Annotated in this window: 12 protein-coding genes; 8 read left to right on the top strand and 4 right to left on the bottom strand. The window is 59.9% G+C overall.

Annotated elements, in window-relative coordinates; all coding sequences use genetic code 11:
• Positions 1-98 precede the first annotated feature (98 nt).
• From dnaQ to KW848_RS20535, 3 genes are all read right to left on the bottom strand, one after another.
• Positions 99-857: a DNA polymerase III subunit epsilon gene (gene dnaQ, locus KW848_RS20545; protein WP_074876294.1), complete on the bottom strand. Its 759-nt coding sequence runs from the start codon at positions 855-857 to the stop codon at positions 99-101.
• 289 nt (positions 858-1,146) lie between these two features.
• Complete coding sequence (rnhA, locus tag KW848_RS20540) at positions 1,147-1,599, bottom strand: ribonuclease HI (protein WP_008028618.1); 453 nt, start codon at positions 1,597-1,599, stop codon at positions 1,147-1,149.
• A 92-nt stretch (positions 1,600-1,691) separates the two neighbouring features.
• Positions 1,692-2,450: a methyltransferase domain-containing protein gene (locus KW848_RS20535; RefSeq protein ID WP_134097126.1), complete on the bottom strand. Its 759-nt coding sequence runs from the start codon at positions 2,448-2,450 to the stop codon at positions 1,692-1,694.
• Positions 2,451-2,515: 65 nt separating this feature from the next.
• On the opposite strand from KW848_RS20535, the gene gloB reads away from it, so the two are divergent.
• From gloB to fabI, 8 genes are all read left to right on the top strand, one after another.
• On the top strand, positions 2,516-3,283 hold the full coding sequence (gene gloB, locus KW848_RS20530) for a hydroxyacylglutathione hydrolase (RefSeq protein ID WP_218537899.1): 768 nt from the start codon (positions 2,516-2,518) through the stop codon (positions 3,281-3,283).
• Between the two features lie 99 nt (positions 3,284-3,382).
• Positions 3,383-4,837, top strand: a complete 1,455-nt coding sequence (locus KW848_RS20525; RefSeq protein ID WP_218537898.1) for a transglycosylase SLT domain-containing protein — start codon at positions 3,383-3,385, stop codon at positions 4,835-4,837.
• A gap of 316 nt (positions 4,838-5,153) precedes the next feature.
• A complete protein-coding gene (locus tag KW848_RS20520) occupies positions 5,154-6,986 on the top strand; it encodes an extracellular solute-binding protein (RefSeq protein WP_218537897.1) in 1,833 nt (610 codons plus the stop codon).
• Positions 6,983-8,824: an extracellular solute-binding protein gene (locus KW848_RS20515; RefSeq protein WP_218537896.1), complete on the top strand. Its 1,842-nt coding sequence runs from the start codon at positions 6,983-6,985 to the stop codon at positions 8,822-8,824. The genes KW848_RS20520 and KW848_RS20515 overlap by 4 nt, the downstream gene beginning before the upstream one ends.
• A 4-nt stretch (positions 8,825-8,828) precedes the next feature.
• Positions 8,829-9,902: a microcin C ABC transporter permease YejB gene (locus KW848_RS20510; RefSeq protein WP_008152088.1), complete on the top strand. Its 1,074-nt coding sequence runs from the start codon at positions 8,829-8,831 to the stop codon at positions 9,900-9,902.
• Position 9,903: 1 nt separating this feature from the next.
• The gene (locus KW848_RS20505) at positions 9,904-10,923 is read left to right on the top strand and encodes an ABC transporter permease (protein WP_008152087.1); all 1,020 of its coding nucleotides are present in this window, start codon (positions 9,904-9,906) and stop codon (positions 10,921-10,923) included.
• Between the two features lies 1 nt (position 10,924).
• Entirely contained in the window at positions 10,925-12,535 is a 1,611-nt protein-coding gene (locus KW848_RS20500) for an ABC transporter ATP-binding protein (protein WP_111452298.1), read from the top strand.
• Positions 12,536-12,556: 21 nt separating this feature from the next.
• Complete coding sequence (gene fabI / locus KW848_RS20495; RefSeq protein WP_218537895.1) at positions 12,557-13,351, top strand: enoyl-ACP reductase FabI; 795 nt, start codon at positions 12,557-12,559, stop codon at positions 13,349-13,351.
• A 182-nt stretch (positions 13,352-13,533) separates the two neighbouring features.
• On the opposite strand, the gene KW848_RS20490 is transcribed toward fabI, so the two are convergent.
• Positions 13,534-14,400, bottom strand: a complete 867-nt coding sequence (locus KW848_RS20490) for a LysR family transcriptional regulator (protein ID WP_218537894.1) — start codon at positions 14,398-14,400, stop codon at positions 13,534-13,536.
• Between the last annotated feature and the right edge of the window lie 59 nt (positions 14,401-14,459).

Here is a 14,459-nt window from a genome sequence, read left to right as displayed (position 1 = left end):
CACCTCAGGGTAGAGGGTTCGAGCGCATGTGGCGAGTGTGATGCACTGAAATGGGTCATCAGGCGCGTTACGCTTGATCAAGATCAAAAATCGCAGCGCTACGCCTGAGCCTTGGCTTCAGCCAGTTGCTGCCAGAGCGATGGAGCGCCGGCGGATTTGGCGATGACTTCCAGGCGTGCCATGTGCTGGGCCAGGTCATCCTCGCTGGCACGGATGATACGCGTCGGTTGACGATCGACCGGCAGGCGGCGGATCTCGGTGGCGGAGTTGTCCGCACCTTCCCCGGAACCATTGCCATCGGAAGCATTACCGGCCAGGGACAGGCTGGTCTGGCCGCCCGTCATGGTCAGGTAAACGTCGGCGAGGATCTCGGAGTCGAGCAAGGCGCCGTGCAGTTCACGACCGGAGTTGTCGACGCCATAGCGTTTGCACAAGGCGTCGAGGCTGTTGCGCTGCCCCGGGTGACGTTCCCGGGCCATCATCAGGGTATCGAGGATCGAGCAGTGCTGCGTGATGTCCGCACGATCGTGCTGGCCCATCAGGGCGAATTCGTTGTTGATGAAGCCAACGTCGAACGCCGCGTTATGGATGATCAGCTGCGCACCCTTGATGAATTCAAAGAACTCATCGGCCACTTCAGTGAAGCGCGGCTTGCCGACCAAAAATTCGTTGGTGATGCCGTGGACGCCAATGGCGCCTTCATCACTCTCGCGGTCCGGTTGCAGGTAAACGTGGAAATGCCGGCCCGTCAGGCGCCGACCGATCAACTCGACACAACCGATTTCGATAATCCGGTGGCCGTCGGTCACCGGCATGCCGGTGGTTTCGGTATCGAGTACAACGGATCTGGTGGCCATCAGTGCTCAGCTCTCAACGGGTCATTCGTGCAAAAGCGGCGATATTAACACGCTCGCGAGAGCGTCAACGACCGGTATTCAGACCAGCACAGGCCGCCGCGATTTTGATGTTGTGATTTCTTGAGGGCCGGGGTTGCCCGCGATGGCCCCTGGCCGGAGCACCGAGTCGCGGCCTTCGCGAGCAAGCCCGCTCCCACATTCAACCGTATTCTCATGGAAGAACTCGATGAAATGTGGGAGCGGGCTTGCTCGCGAAGAGCGATGACGCGGTGCATCGGTAGAGCCGGAATCAAGCCTGTTTGTAACCGCGCACTTCATCCACGCCACGATTGGCCAGTTGGTCGGCGCGTTCGTTGCCGTGATGGCCAATGTGCCCGCGCACCCATTTCCAGGTGACGTTGTGGCGATTGACCTGCTCATCCAGCAACTTCCACAGATCAGCGTTTTTCACCGGTTCTTTCGCAGCGGTTTTCCAGCCGCGCTTCTTCCAGTTGTCCATCCACTCGTTGATGCCTTTCATCACATACTGCGAGTCGGTGACCAGCAGCACGTCGCAGGAGCGCTTGAGCTCTTCAAGGCCACGGATCGCGCCCATCAGCTCCATGCGGTTGTTGGTGGTATTGGCTTCGCCGCCCCACAGTTCTTTTTCAACGCCCTTGCACACCAGCAAAGCGCCCCAGCCGCCAGGGCCAGGGTTGCCTTTACAGGCGCCGTCGGTGAAGAGTTCTACGCTATCGCTCATGCCAATCTATCCAGAAAATGCGGTGGCTCGCCGATCGGTGATCGACGATGCCCGAGGCCGGGACAAACCCGGCCGGGAAAATAAAAAGTGTCTTACGGATCGATGCGGCGACGATTGACCTTGGCCATCGGCAATGGAATCAGCTTGCCCATCGGTTCGCGCCGTTCCTGACGGACGGGACGCAGGCCCACCACGATCTTGCGCGCAACCAATAAATAGAAGCCGCCACCCGAGAGTTGCCAGTCACCGGCCTTGCGCTCCCAACCGGCCAGACGAGCCTGCCAGGCGGGTGACGCAAGCGGCGGACGATAGCACCCGAAGCGGCGTTTCTCCAGCGCGAAGCCCAGCAGGTTCAACCAGTCAGCGACTCGCGAGGGGGAGATGCAGCGAGCCTTGCGCAAGGCGTCGTGAGCAAAAACGTGACGCAAGCCCCAGGTGCTCCAAGGGTTGATCCCGACGATCAGCAGATGCCCGCCAGGCCGCACGCTGCTCGCCGCTTCGCGCAGCAGACCGTGGGGCGACAGGCAGAAATCCAGCCCATGCTGCAACACCACCACATCGGCGGCATGCTCGCTCAAAGGCCACGCCTGCTCTTCGCAGACGATCTCGACACCCGGCAACGGCGCGCCGAGCCGCACATTGCGCTGCACTTGCGGCGCCGATGGCGGCGTCTGGGCCGACGGACCGTAATGCACCAGGTAGCCACCGAAGAACCGCCCCAACTCGTCTTCGAGCATGCGACGTTCTTCGTCCAGCAAAAATTGCCCGATAGGGCCGGACAGCCATTCACGGGCCGCGCTGATCAATGTCAGCCATTCAGGATCAGCCTGAGCGAACGCTTTATCGGTCATTGCATTCTCCAACGCGCCAGGAAGTTCTAAGATGCGCCATTGTTTTCCGCTTGGCGAATCCGACGATGATACAGATCAGTGCCCTGCCCGCCTTCACCGACAACTACATCTGGTTATTACAAGACCACCGCACCCAGCGCTGCGCAGTGGTCGATCCGGGCGATGCCGCGCCAGTACAGGCCTGGCTCGCCGCGCATCCGGGTTGGGTGTTGAGTGATATTTTGATCACTCACCATCATCATGACCACGTCGGCGGCGTCGAGCAGCTTAAAAAAGCGACAGACGCGACAGTCTATGGCCCGGCCATTGAAAACATCCCGGCGCGGGACGTGGCACTCAGGGACAATGACCGCATCAGCGTGCTGGGCTGGGACTTCGATGTCATCAACGTACCGGGCCATACCCTCGGACACATTGCCTTTTATCACCAGGGCCATTTGTTTTGTGGCGACACCCTGTTCGCCGCCGGTTGCGGGCGCTTGTTCGAAGGCACGCCGCAGCAGATGCATGCCTCACTGACCCGCCTGGCCGCGCTGCCTGAAGATACGCAGGTCTACTGCACTCACGAATACACGCTGAGCAACCTGAAGTTTGCCGTAGCGGTCGAACCGGGCAATCCGGACACCGCCGCACGTCTGGAAAAAGTCACCGCACAACGTGAAGCCGGAATCATGACGCTGCCCTCTACTCTGGCGCTTGAAAAGCTTACCAACCCGTTTTTGCGTGTCGACGAAACATCCGTTAAAGAAAAAGTGGACGAACGGAATGGAACCCAAAACCGGGCTCCGAGTGCGGTTTTTGCTGCTCTGCGTGCTTGGAAAGATAAGTTCTAAGTAGCCATCATGCTGGTACAAAAATTCTGAATGGTTGACCGCAGGGGGTGCGCTTTCTAGAATCGCCCGACATTTTTGCCCGGAACTTACTTCCAGCCAATGTCGTCATCTATTCGTAAAGCCATCAATTCAGACGCATTGACCCGCTTGGCTCAAGCCATTGCGGTGGCTGTGTCCGCCACTCTGGCGGGCTGCTCAAGCCATGTGCCACAGACCGACGCGGCACACACTCCGAACATCGCCGCCCGGGCCAAGCAGAAACCAATCTGGCTCAGCGAAAAACCGACTCCACAAATTCCACAAGATGTCTGGGAGCGCATGCGCCAGGGCTTCCAGTTGCAGGACAACCTGGGCGTCAACCCGCGCATCGAGCAACAGCGCCTGTGGTTCGCCAGCAACCCGTCCTTCCTCGAAAACGCCGGCGAACGCGGCAGCCTCTACATTCACTACATCGTCGAACGCCTTGAAGAACGCAACATGCCGCTGGAACTGGCGCTGCTGCCAGTGATTGAAAGCGCCTACAACCCGATGGCCTATTCCCGGTCCGACGCCGTTGGCTTGTGGCAATTCATCCCTTCCACCGGGCGTTACTTCAACCTGCGTCAAACCCGATTTTATGATGGCCGTCGCGATATCACCGCCTCGACCACCGCGGCCATGGATTACCTGACCCGCCTGCACGACATGTTCAACGGCGACTGGCTGCTGGCCCTGGCGGCGTACAACGCCGGCGAAGGCACGGTCAGCCGGGCCATCGAGCGCAACGAAAAGCTCGGCTTGCCGACCGATTACTGGAACCTGCCGCTGCCGGCCGAAACCCAGGCCTACGTGCCGAAGCTGCTGGCCTTGTCGCAAGTGGTGCTGGCACCTGAAGCCTACGGCGTGAACCTGAACCCGATCGCCAACGAACCGTACTTCCAGGTCGTCGAAATCAACCAGCGCATGGACCTGTCCAAGGTCGCCGCGGTGGCTAACATCGACGAAGACGAACTGTTCCAGCTCAACCCGGCCTTCAAGCAGCGCACCACCATCGATGGCCCACAGCATTTGCTGGTGCCAACGTCCAAGGCGCAATTGCTGACTGCCAGCCTGTCGACCATGCGTCCTGAAGAGTTGATCAGCAAGAAGTCGCTCAAGCCGGTCTTCGAAGGCTCGGACGACTCCGAAATCGCCGGCCTCAAACGTGCCTACCGCGTCAAACGCGGCGACAACCTGGCCGCCATCGCCAAGGCCAACAAGGTCGACGTCAAGGACCTGCAGCGCTGGAACAAGATGACCGGCAAGAACCTCAAGGCCGGCCAGACACTGGTCATGCAGGACACCGCCAAGCGCAGCAGCGGCCGGGTCAACACCGTCGTGGCGGCGAACAGCAAAGCAAACAGTAAAGCTGACCAACAGAAGCCGCAGACCCAGTACAAGGTCCAGCAAGGCGATTCGCTGTACATGGTGGCCAAGCGTTTCAACGTTGAAATGCAGCACCTCAAGCGCTGGAACCCACGTGTTGGCCAGGCGCTGAAGCCTGGCCAGATGCTGACGGTGGCTTCCCCTCGCTAAAATGAGCCCCTGATTTCAGGGGCTTTTTTTGGCCTGCAGTTGCGAAGAACCTTGTAGCAACAGGCGAAGTGTGGCGAGGGGATTTATCCCCGTTCGGCTGCGCAGCAGTCGTTAATCCTGTAAGTGCGTGTTGCGAATGAACTGGTGGGGCCGCTTCGCAGCCCGACGGGGATAAATCCCCTCACCACACTTCGCCTGCTGCTAAAGGGGTCTGCTTGCGCAATTAACCCCGCATTAAGTCCCGTCTTTTTCCTGTCGATACAAGCTGTTACTGTACGGGCCACAAAGCCCAAGCCGCCTGGATCGGATCCCTGACTTGAAGTGTCCCCTCCTCCTGCTCCTGATCAGCCTGGCCTTGAGCTCCCCCGCAAGCGCGACGATCAGCGAAAGCCATGGTTATGCGCAGTTCGGCACGCTCAAGTACCCGGCCAGATTTACCCACTTCGACTGGGTCAACCCGCAAGCGCCCAAGGGCGGTACGTTGCGGGTGATGGCGTTTGGCACCTTCGATACGCTTAACCCCTACACGTTCAAGGGTTCAAGCCCGGTTTCCACGCCGAATTTCCTGCAATACGGCATCAACGAGCTCAATGAACCGCTGATGGTCGGCACCGGCCAGTACGCGCCGTCCGGCGATGAACCCACCTCAAGCTATGGCCTGATCGCCCAATCCGTGGAATACAGCGAAGATCGCAGCTGGGTGGTGTTCAATCTGCGCCCCGAAGCACGTTTCCACGATGGCACGCCGATTACCGCCTATGACGTGGCGTTTTCCTACCGTTTGCTGCTCAAGGAAGGCCATCCGCAATACCGCACCAACCTTCAGGAAGTGTCGCGGGTCGACATCCTCAGTCCGCAGCGCATCCGTTTCGTCTTCAAGCGCGCCGGCAATCCGTTGCTGATCCTGCGCCTGGGCGAATTGCCGGTGCTGCCCCAGCATTACTGGAAAGGTCGCGACTTCAAGGCCACCACCTTCGAACCGCCGCTGGGCAGCGGGCCGTATCGCATCACCTCGGTAGAGCCGGGGCGGCGGATCATTTTCGAACGGGTCAAGGATTACTGGGGCAAGGACCTGGCGGTCAATCGCGGCAAATACAACTTCGACCGCATGGAAGTCGAGTTCTACCGCGACAGCGACGTCGCGTTCGAAGCCTTCAAAGCCGGCGAATTCGACATCTATATCGAGCACCAGGCGAAGAACTGGGAAAACGGCTACAGCTTCCCGGCAGTGCGGCGCGGCGACGTCATCAAGGCGCAAATCCCCCATCAGATCCCTACCCAGAGCCAGGGTCTGTTCATGAACACCCGGCGCCCGGCCTTCTCCGAGACCAAAGTCCGTGAAGCGCTGGGCCTGATGTTCGACTTCGAGTGGACCAACCGCACCCTGTTCAGCGGCGCTTACCAGCGCGCCATGAGCTACTACCCCAACAGCGAGTTCTCCGCGACCGGCCTTCCGGTCGGCCATGAATGGCTGATGCTGACGCCGTATCGCGAGCAGTTGCCCGCCAAGCTCTTCACCGAGCCGTTCAGCCTGCCGCAGACCCAAGGGCGCGGCATCCCCCGGGAAACCATGCGCAAGGCCCTGGGCCTGCTTGCCGAGGCTGGCTGGAAGCTCAATGGCCAACACGTCCAGAACGCCGCCGGGCAACCGTTGCGTTTGGAGATTCTGCTGGTCAACCCGAACCTGGAGCGCATCCTTCAGCCTTACGTCGAGAACCTCGCCAGCATCGGCATCGACGCTCGGCTGCGCACGGTCGATCGCGCCCAGTACAAGCAACGCCTCGATCAGTTCGATTTCGACATGATCCTGATGACCCTCAACCAGACGCTCAGTCCGGGCCTGGAACAATGGCAGTACTTCCACTCCAGCCAGGTCGGGGTCAAGGGCAGCAAAAACTACGCCGGTATTGCCAATCCGGTGGTCGATCATTTACTCGAACAATTGCTCGCCGCCCAGACCCGCGATGAACAGGTCGCCGCCGGCAAGGCCCTGGACCGGGTGTTGCTGTGGCAGCACTACATCATTCCCAACTGGTACCTCAATTATCACCGCCTGGCCTACCGCAACCGGTTCGCCTTCGTCACCACGCCGCCCTACACATTGGGCCTGAGCGCATGGTGGCTGAAATCTTCGGAGAAAGATCGATGAAACCCGTACGCACCCTGCTCTTGCAGGCCAGCGGTCTGTTGTTCGCCGGGCTGGCCTGTGCCGCCCCGCAACATGCCCTGACCCTGTACAACGAGCCGCCAAAATACCCGGCCGATTTCAAACATTTCGATTACGTAAATCCCGACGCACCCAAGGGCGGGATCTTCCGTCAGGCCGGTTTCGGTGGCTTTGACAGCCTCAATCCCTTCATCAACAAGGGTGTCGCCGCCGACGACATCAGCATGATCTACGACACCCTGGCCAAACAGGGCCTGGATGAACCGTTCACCGAGTACGGCCTGGTGGCCGGCAAGATTGAAAAAGCCCCGGACAACAGCTGGGTGCGTTTCTACCTGCGCCCCGAAGCGCGCTTCCACGACGGGCATCCGATGCGCGCCGAGGACGTGGTGTTCAGTTTCCAGACCCTGATCAAGGACGGCGCGCCGCTGTACCGCGGTTACTACAGCGATGTAGAGGAAGTGGTCGCTGAAGATCCGCTGACGGTGCTGTTCAAGTTCAAACACAACAACAACCGTGAGCTGCCGCTGATCCTCGGCCAGTTGCCGGTACTGCCCAAGCATTGGTGGGCGACGCGCGATTTCACCAAGGGCAACCTGGAAATGCCGTTGGGCAGCGGCCCGTACAAGGTCAGCGAAGTCAAGGCCGGGCGTTCGGTGCGCTATGAACGGGTCAAGGATTACTGGGGCAAGGACCTGCCGGCCAACCGCGGGTTCTACAACTTCGACGTGATGACCACCGACTACTACCGCGACAACACCGTGGCCCTGGAAGCACTCAAGGCCGGGCAGTTCGATTACTGGCTCGAGATGGCCGCAAAGAACTGGGCCAATGCCTACAACATCCCGGCCGTCACCGAGGGCCGGTTGATCAAGGAACAGATCCCCAACGGCAACCCCACCGGCATGCAAGGCTTTGTCTTCAACCTGCGCCGCCCGGTGTTCCAGGACGTGCGCGTGCGCCAGGCCCTGACCCTGTTGCTGGATTTCGAATGGACCAACAAGCAACTGTTCAACGGCGCCTACGCGCGCACCCGCAGTTACTTCGAGAACTCGGAAATGGCTGCCAGCGGCCTGCCGGACGCCGATCAACTGGCGATCCTCGACCCGTTCCGCGGCAAGATTCCCGAGCAGGTGTTCAGCGAGGCGTTCCAGAACCCGGTGACCGACGCCAGCGGGATGATCCGCACCCAGCAGCGCAAAGCTTATCAACTGCTGCAAGAGGCAGGCTGGCGGATCGTCGATGACAAGATGGTCGACGCCAATGGCAAACCGGTGACCATCGAGTTCCTGTTGGCCCAGACCGAATTCGAGCGGGTGCTGCTGCCGTTCAAGCGCAACCTGAGCGACTTGGGCATCGACCTGGTGATTCGTCGGGTCGACGTCTCGCAGTACATCAACCGCGTGCGTTCCCGGGACTTCGACATGATCGTCGGCAGCTTCCCTCAGTCCAATTCACCGGGCAACGAACAACGCGAATTCTGGATGTCCGACGCCGCCGACAAACCCGGCAGCCGCAATTCCATGGGCCTCAAAGACCCGGTGGTGGACCAGTTGGTCGAGCAACTGATCAACGCCGATTCGCGCAAAAGCCTGGTGGCCCACGCCCGCGCACTGGACCGCGTGCTGCAATGGGGCTATTACGTGATCCCCAACTGGCACATCAAGACCTGGCGCGTGGCGTATTGGAACCACATCGGTCACCCGAAAATCTCCCCCAAGTACGACATCGGCATTAATACCTGGTGGGTCAAGCCCGATGCCAAACCTGCGGTAGAAGTCGAAACCAAACTGCAAGCCGACCCTGCGGGCACGGAGTAATCAGATGCTGGCGTATATTTTTCGGCGACTGCTGCTGATCATCCCGACCTTGCTCGGCATTTTGCTGATCAACTTTGTGATCATCCAGGCCGCTCCCGGCGGGCCGGTAGAGCAGATGATCGCCAAGCTCGAAGGCTTCGAAGGCGCCACCAGCCGCATTGCCGGTGGCGGTGCCGAAGTCTCGGTGGCGGGTTCCGCCTATCGCGGCGCCCAGGGCCTGGACCCTGCGCTGGTCAAGGAAATCGAGCACATGTACGGCTTCGACAAATCGGCGCCGGAACGGCTGTGGATCATGATCAAGAACTACGCGACGCTGGATTTCGGCGACAGCTTCTTCCGCGACGCCAAGGTCATCGACCTGATCAAGGAAAAGATGCCGGTGTCGATCTCCCTCGGGCTCTGGAGCACGCTGATCATGTACCTGGTGTCGATCCCGCTGGGGATCGCCAAGGCCACGCGACACGGCAGCCACTTCGACGTCTGGACCAGTTCGGCGATCATCGTCGGTTACGCGATCCCGGCGTTTCTGTTTGCCATCCTGCTGATCGTGGTGTTCGCCGGTGGCAGCTACTTCGACTGGTTCCCGCTTAGAGGGCTGACCTCCAACAACTTCGATGAGTTGAGCATGGGCGGCAAGGTGCTCGATTACTTCTGGCACCTGGCCTTGCCAGTGACGGCGCTGGTGATCGGCAACTTCGCGACCATGACCCTGCTGACCAAGAACAGCTTTCTCGACGAAATCAACAAGCAGTACGTGGTCACCGCCAAGGCCAAAGGCCTGACCAACCACCGCGTGCTCTACGGCCATGTATTCCGCAACGCCATGCTGCTGGTGATTGCCGGGTTCCCGTCGGCGTTTATCGGGATCTTCTTCACCGGTTCGTTGCTGGTGGAAGTGATCTTCTCCCTCGACGGCATGGGGCTGATGAGTTTCGAGGCGGCGATCAACCGCGATTACCCGGTGGTCTTCGGCACGCTGTTCATCTTCACCCTATTGGGATTGGTGGTGAAACTGATCGGCGACCTTACGTACACCTTTGTCGATCCGCGCATCGACTTCGAAAGCCGGGAGCATTGAGATGAACCTGTCCCCTCTCAACCGCCGACGTTTCGAACTGTTCAAGGCCAACAAGCGTGGCTGGTGGTCGCTGTGGCTGTTTCTGCTGCTGTTCGGGTTGAGCCTCGGTGCCGAACTGATCGCCAACGACAAACCGCTGGTGGTGCACTACGACAATGGCTGGTACTTCCCGGCGCTCAAGCGTTACCCGGAAACCACCTTCGGCGGCGAATTCCCGCTGGAAGCCAACTACAAGAGCCCGTACATCCGCGAATTGCTCAAGGCAAAAGACGCCTGGGTGCTGTGGGCGCCGATTCCCTACAGCTATCAAAGCATCAACTACGACCTGAAAGTCCCGGCCCCGGCGCCACCCTCTGTCGACAACCTGCTGGGCACCGATGATCAGGGCCGCGACGTGTTGGCGCGGGTGATTTACGGCTTCCGGATTTCGGTGCTGTTCGCCCTGACCCTGACCATTCTCAGCTCGATCATCGGCGTGATTGCCGGAGCCTTGCAGGGTTTCTACGGCGGCTGGGTGGATTTGGCCGGGCAGCGTTTTCTGGAGATCTGGTCCGGGCTGCCGGTGCTGTACCTGCTGATCATTCTCGCCAGTTTCGTCCAGCCGAATTTCTGGTGGCTGCTGGGGATCATGCTGCTGTTCTCGTGGATGAGCCTGGTGGACGTGGTCCGCGCCGAATTCCTGCGAGGGCGTAATCTGGAATACGTGCGCGCCGCGCGGGCGTTGGGTATGCAGAATGGTGCGATCATGTTCCGCCACATTTTGCCCAACGCCATGGTCTCGACCATGACTTTCATGCCGTTCATTCTGACCGGCGCCATCGGCACCCTGACCGCTCTCGACTTTCTGGGCTTCGGTTTGCCGCCTGGCGCACCATCCCTTGGTGAGCTGGTGGCCCAGGGCAAATCCAACCTGCAAGCGCCGTGGCTCGGCATGAGCGCGTTTGCCGTGCTGGCGTTGATGTTGAGTTTGCTGGTGTTCATCGGCGAGTCTGCTCGCGATGCCTTCGACCCGAGGAAGTGAAATGAATCAGGACAATCTGATCGAAGTGCGCGACCTGGCCGTCGAATTTGTCGTCGGCGAGCGCGTTCAACGGGTGGTCGAAGGCGTGAGCTTCGATATCAAGCGTGGCGAAACCCTGGCGCTGGTGGGCGAAAGCGGCTCCGGCAAATCAGTGACCGCTCACTCGATCCTGCGGCTGCTGCCCTACCCGCTCGCCCGGCATCCGTCCGGGACCATCGAGTACGCCGGGCAAAACCTGCTGAGCCTGAAAGAGAAAACCATCCGCCACATCCGCGGCAACCGGATCGCGATGATCTTCCAGGAACCGATGACCTCGCTAAACCCGCTGCACTCGATCGAGAAGCAGATCAACGAAGTGCTGGGCATCCACAAAGGCCTGATCGGCAAAGTCGCGACCCAGCGCACGCTGGAGCTGCTGGAAATGGTCGGCATCCCGGAGCCCGAGAAGCGTCTCAAGGCGCTGCCCCATGAATTGTCTGGCGGCCAGCGGCAGCGGGTGATGATTGCCATGGCCCTGGCCAACGAGCCGGAACTGCTGATCGCCGACGAGCCAACCACCGCGCTGGACGTCACCGTACAGCTGAAAATCCTCGAATTGCTCAAGGAATTACAGGCCCGGTTGGGCATGGCGCTATTACTGATCAGTCACGATTTGAACCTTGTGCGAAGAATTGCGCATCGCGTATGTGTCATGCAGCGCGGTTGCATCGTCGAACAGGCATCGTGCGAAGAGTTGTTCCGCGCACCGCAGCATCCGTACACTCGGGAACTGCTGGCAGCGGAGCCCAGCGGCAAGCCGGCGACCAATGTGATTGGCCCGCCCTTGCTGCAAGTCGAGGACCTGAAAGTCTGGTTCCCGATCAAGAAAGGCTTTCTGAAAAAGACCGTCGACCACATCAAAGCGGTGGACGGAATCAATTTCAGCCTGCCTCAGGGCCAGACCCTGGGGATTGTGGGAGAAAGCGGTTCGGGCAAGTCGACACTGGGTTTGGCGATTTTGCGGCTGATTGGCAGCAAAGGCGCCATCCGTTTTGAAGGCAAGCAGCTAGACTGCCTGACGCAGCAACAGGTTCGGCCGCTGCGGCGGGAGATGCAGGTGGTGTTTCAGGACCCGTTCGGCAGCCTGAGCCCACGGATGTGCGTGAGCCAGATCGTCGGCGAAGGCCTGCGGATCCACAAGATGGGCACCGAGGCGGAACAGGAACTGGCGATTATTGCGGCACTCAAGGAGGTAGGTCTGGATCCGGAAACCCGGCACCGCTACCCCCACGAATTTTCCGGCGGGCAACGGCAGAGAATCGCCATTGCCCGGGCATTAGTGCTAAAACCGGCGTTGATTCTGCTGGACGAGCCGACATCGGCCCTCGACCGGACAGTGCAACGCCAAGTGGTGGAGCTTTTGCGTTCGCTGCAAACCAAGTACAACCTGACGTATCTGTTTATCAGCCATGACCTGGCTGTCGTCAAAGCGCTGAGCCACCAGCTGATGGTGGTCAAGCAAGGCCAAGTGGTCGAACAGGGAGACGCGCAAAGTATTTTTGCGTCGCCCAAACATCCGTATACACAGCAGTTGCTGGAAGCCGCTTTCCTGGCCCCAGCCACTGCGCAATAACCTGAAAGAGAGGAGCAACACATGGGTTTTCTCGCCGGTAAGCGCGTACTGATCGTCGGTGTCGCCAGCAAGCTGTCCATCGCATCCGGCATCGCTGCCGCCATGCATCGCGAGGGCGCTGAGCTTGCCTTCACTTATCAGAACGACAAACTCAAGGGTCGTGTCGAAGAGTTCGCACAAAGCTGGGGCTCCAACCCTGAGCTGTGCTTCCCGTGCGACGTGGCCAGCGATGAAGAAATCGCCAAGGTCTTCGTTGAGCTGAGCAAGAAGTGGGACGGCCTGGACTGCATCGTGCACTCCGTCGGCTTTGCCCCGGGCGACCAACTGGATGGCGACTTCACCGAAGCCACCACCCGTGAAGGTTTCCGCATCGCTCACGACATCAGCGCCTACAGTTTCGTGGCCCTGGCCAAAGCCGGTCGCGAAATGATGAAAGGCCGCAACGGCAGCCTGCTGACCCTGTCGTACCTGGGCGCCGAGCGCACCATGCCGAACTACAACGTGATGGGCATGGCCAAGGCTTCCCTGGAAGCTGGCGTTCGTTACCTGGCCGGCTCCCTGGGCCCGGACGGCACCCGCGTCAACTGCGTATCGGCTGGCCCGATCCGCACCCTGGCCGCTTCCGGCATCAAGAACTTCCGCAAGATGCTGGCTGCCAACGAAGCGCAAACTCCGCTGCGTCGTAACGTCACCATCGACGAAGTCGGCAACGCCGGCGCCTTCCTGTGTTCGGACCTGGCGTCCGGCATCAGCGGCGAAATCATGTACGTGGACGGTGGTTTCAACACCACGGCCATGGGCAGCCTCGAAGAGTAATCTTCGGTCAGCCAAATAAAAAACCCGCCTCTTCAGGCGGGTTTTTTTATGTCTGCGATTTGAGACCTGACGCAGACCCCCTGTGGGAGCGGGCTTGCTCGCGAAGGCGTCGTGTCAGACGACATCAATGTTGAATGAACAACCGTATTCGCGAGCAAGCCCGCTCCCACAGGGGTTGTGGTTTAGCTTTCGATTTGGGTGAGACACTGGGCAAACAGCTGCTGGATCGGCTGTGTGCGCTGGCTGTAGCGCTGCAACAGGACGATCTCGCGGAAGAACGTCAGCTCGCCCAACGGGATGATCCGGACCTTCGCCCCATGCTCAAGCCAGAGCCCCGCCTCGGGTAACAGCGACACACCCAACCCGCATTCAACCATCTTCACGATGGCTTCCAGCTCATCCAGCTCCAAAGCCACCTGCACATCAATCTGCTGCTCACGCAAAAAACGAGTCACCAGTCTTCCACCGAACGAATTGCGGTCGTAACGCACATGCGGATGGCTCGCGAGGATCTGCAACGGCTCATCGCCTTCGAGGTCCGCCGGCACGATCAATACAAACGGTTCCTTGCGGATGACTTGCGCTGACAGTTCCTTGGGCAACTCGAACGGCGGTTTGATCAGGATCGCCAGATCCACCTCACCGGTGTCCACCTGGCTCAACAGGTTCAGAGACACACCGGGCACCAGTTTCGGCTCCAGCAACGGTGCCTGTTGCCTCAGCCGCAGCAACGCCTGGGGCAGCAGTCCGGTCTGGGTCGTGGCCACCGCGCCTATTTTCAACTCACCGCGATACTCGCTGACATCATCGCTGACTGCCATGCGGCTGAAGGTCTCAAGGATCTCCCGCGCCATCGGCAACGCGCGCTGGCCCGCCGCATTGAGAATCGCCTGACGTCCGGTGCGGTCGAACAAGCGAATACCCAGGGCCTGCTCCAGATTGCGCATCTGCGCGCTGACCGCCGACTGCGTCAGCCCGACGTGCATCCCGGCCGCCGCGAACGTGCCATAGCGCGTGACGGCAATGAAGGTTTTCAATTCGCGCAACATAGACGTTCTCGATTGATCGAAATAATTTGATCTCGACGCAAAAACTATCGTCTTTCAAT

Source organism: Pseudomonas sp. PDM25 (assembly GCF_019219045.1).
Lineage (GTDB): Bacteria > Pseudomonadota > Gammaproteobacteria > Pseudomonadales > Pseudomonadaceae > Aquipseudomonas.
Note: the sequence above shows the minus strand (reverse complement) of the source record. Positions and strands in the feature narration are given on the sequence as shown.

Bases quoted from the DNA above. Each gene is read 5' to 3' on its own strand.
- KW848_RS20525 (WP_218537898.1), top strand. From the start codon at position 3,383: ATGTCGTCATCTATTCGTAAAGCCATCAATTCAGACGCATTGACCCGC.
- rnhA (WP_008028618.1), bottom strand. From the start codon at position 1,599: ATGAGCGATAGCGTAGAACTCTTCACCGACGGCGCCTGTAAAGGCAAC.
- KW848_RS20490 (WP_218537894.1), bottom strand. From the start codon at position 14,400: ATGTTGCGCGAATTGAAAACCTTCATTGCCGTCACGCGCTATGGCACG.
- KW848_RS20535 (WP_134097126.1), bottom strand. From the start codon at position 2,450: ATGACCGATAAAGCGTTCGCTCAGGCTGATCCTGAATGGCTGACATTG.
- KW848_RS20505 (WP_008152087.1), top strand. From the start codon at position 9,904: ATGAACCTGTCCCCTCTCAACCGCCGACGTTTCGAACTGTTCAAGGCC.
- KW848_RS20500 (WP_111452298.1), top strand. From the start codon at position 10,925: ATGAATCAGGACAATCTGATCGAAGTGCGCGACCTGGCCGTCGAATTT.
- KW848_RS20515 (WP_218537896.1), top strand. From the start codon at position 6,983: ATGAAACCCGTACGCACCCTGCTCTTGCAGGCCAGCGGTCTGTTGTTC.
- dnaQ (WP_074876294.1), bottom strand. From the start codon at position 857: ATGGCCACCAGATCCGTTGTACTCGATACCGAAACCACCGGCATGCCG.
- KW848_RS20510 (WP_008152088.1), top strand. From the start codon at position 8,829: ATGCTGGCGTATATTTTTCGGCGACTGCTGCTGATCATCCCGACCTTG.
- fabI (WP_218537895.1), top strand. From the start codon at position 12,557: ATGGGTTTTCTCGCCGGTAAGCGCGTACTGATCGTCGGTGTCGCCAGC.
- gloB (WP_218537899.1), top strand. From the start codon at position 2,516: ATGATACAGATCAGTGCCCTGCCCGCCTTCACCGACAACTACATCTGG.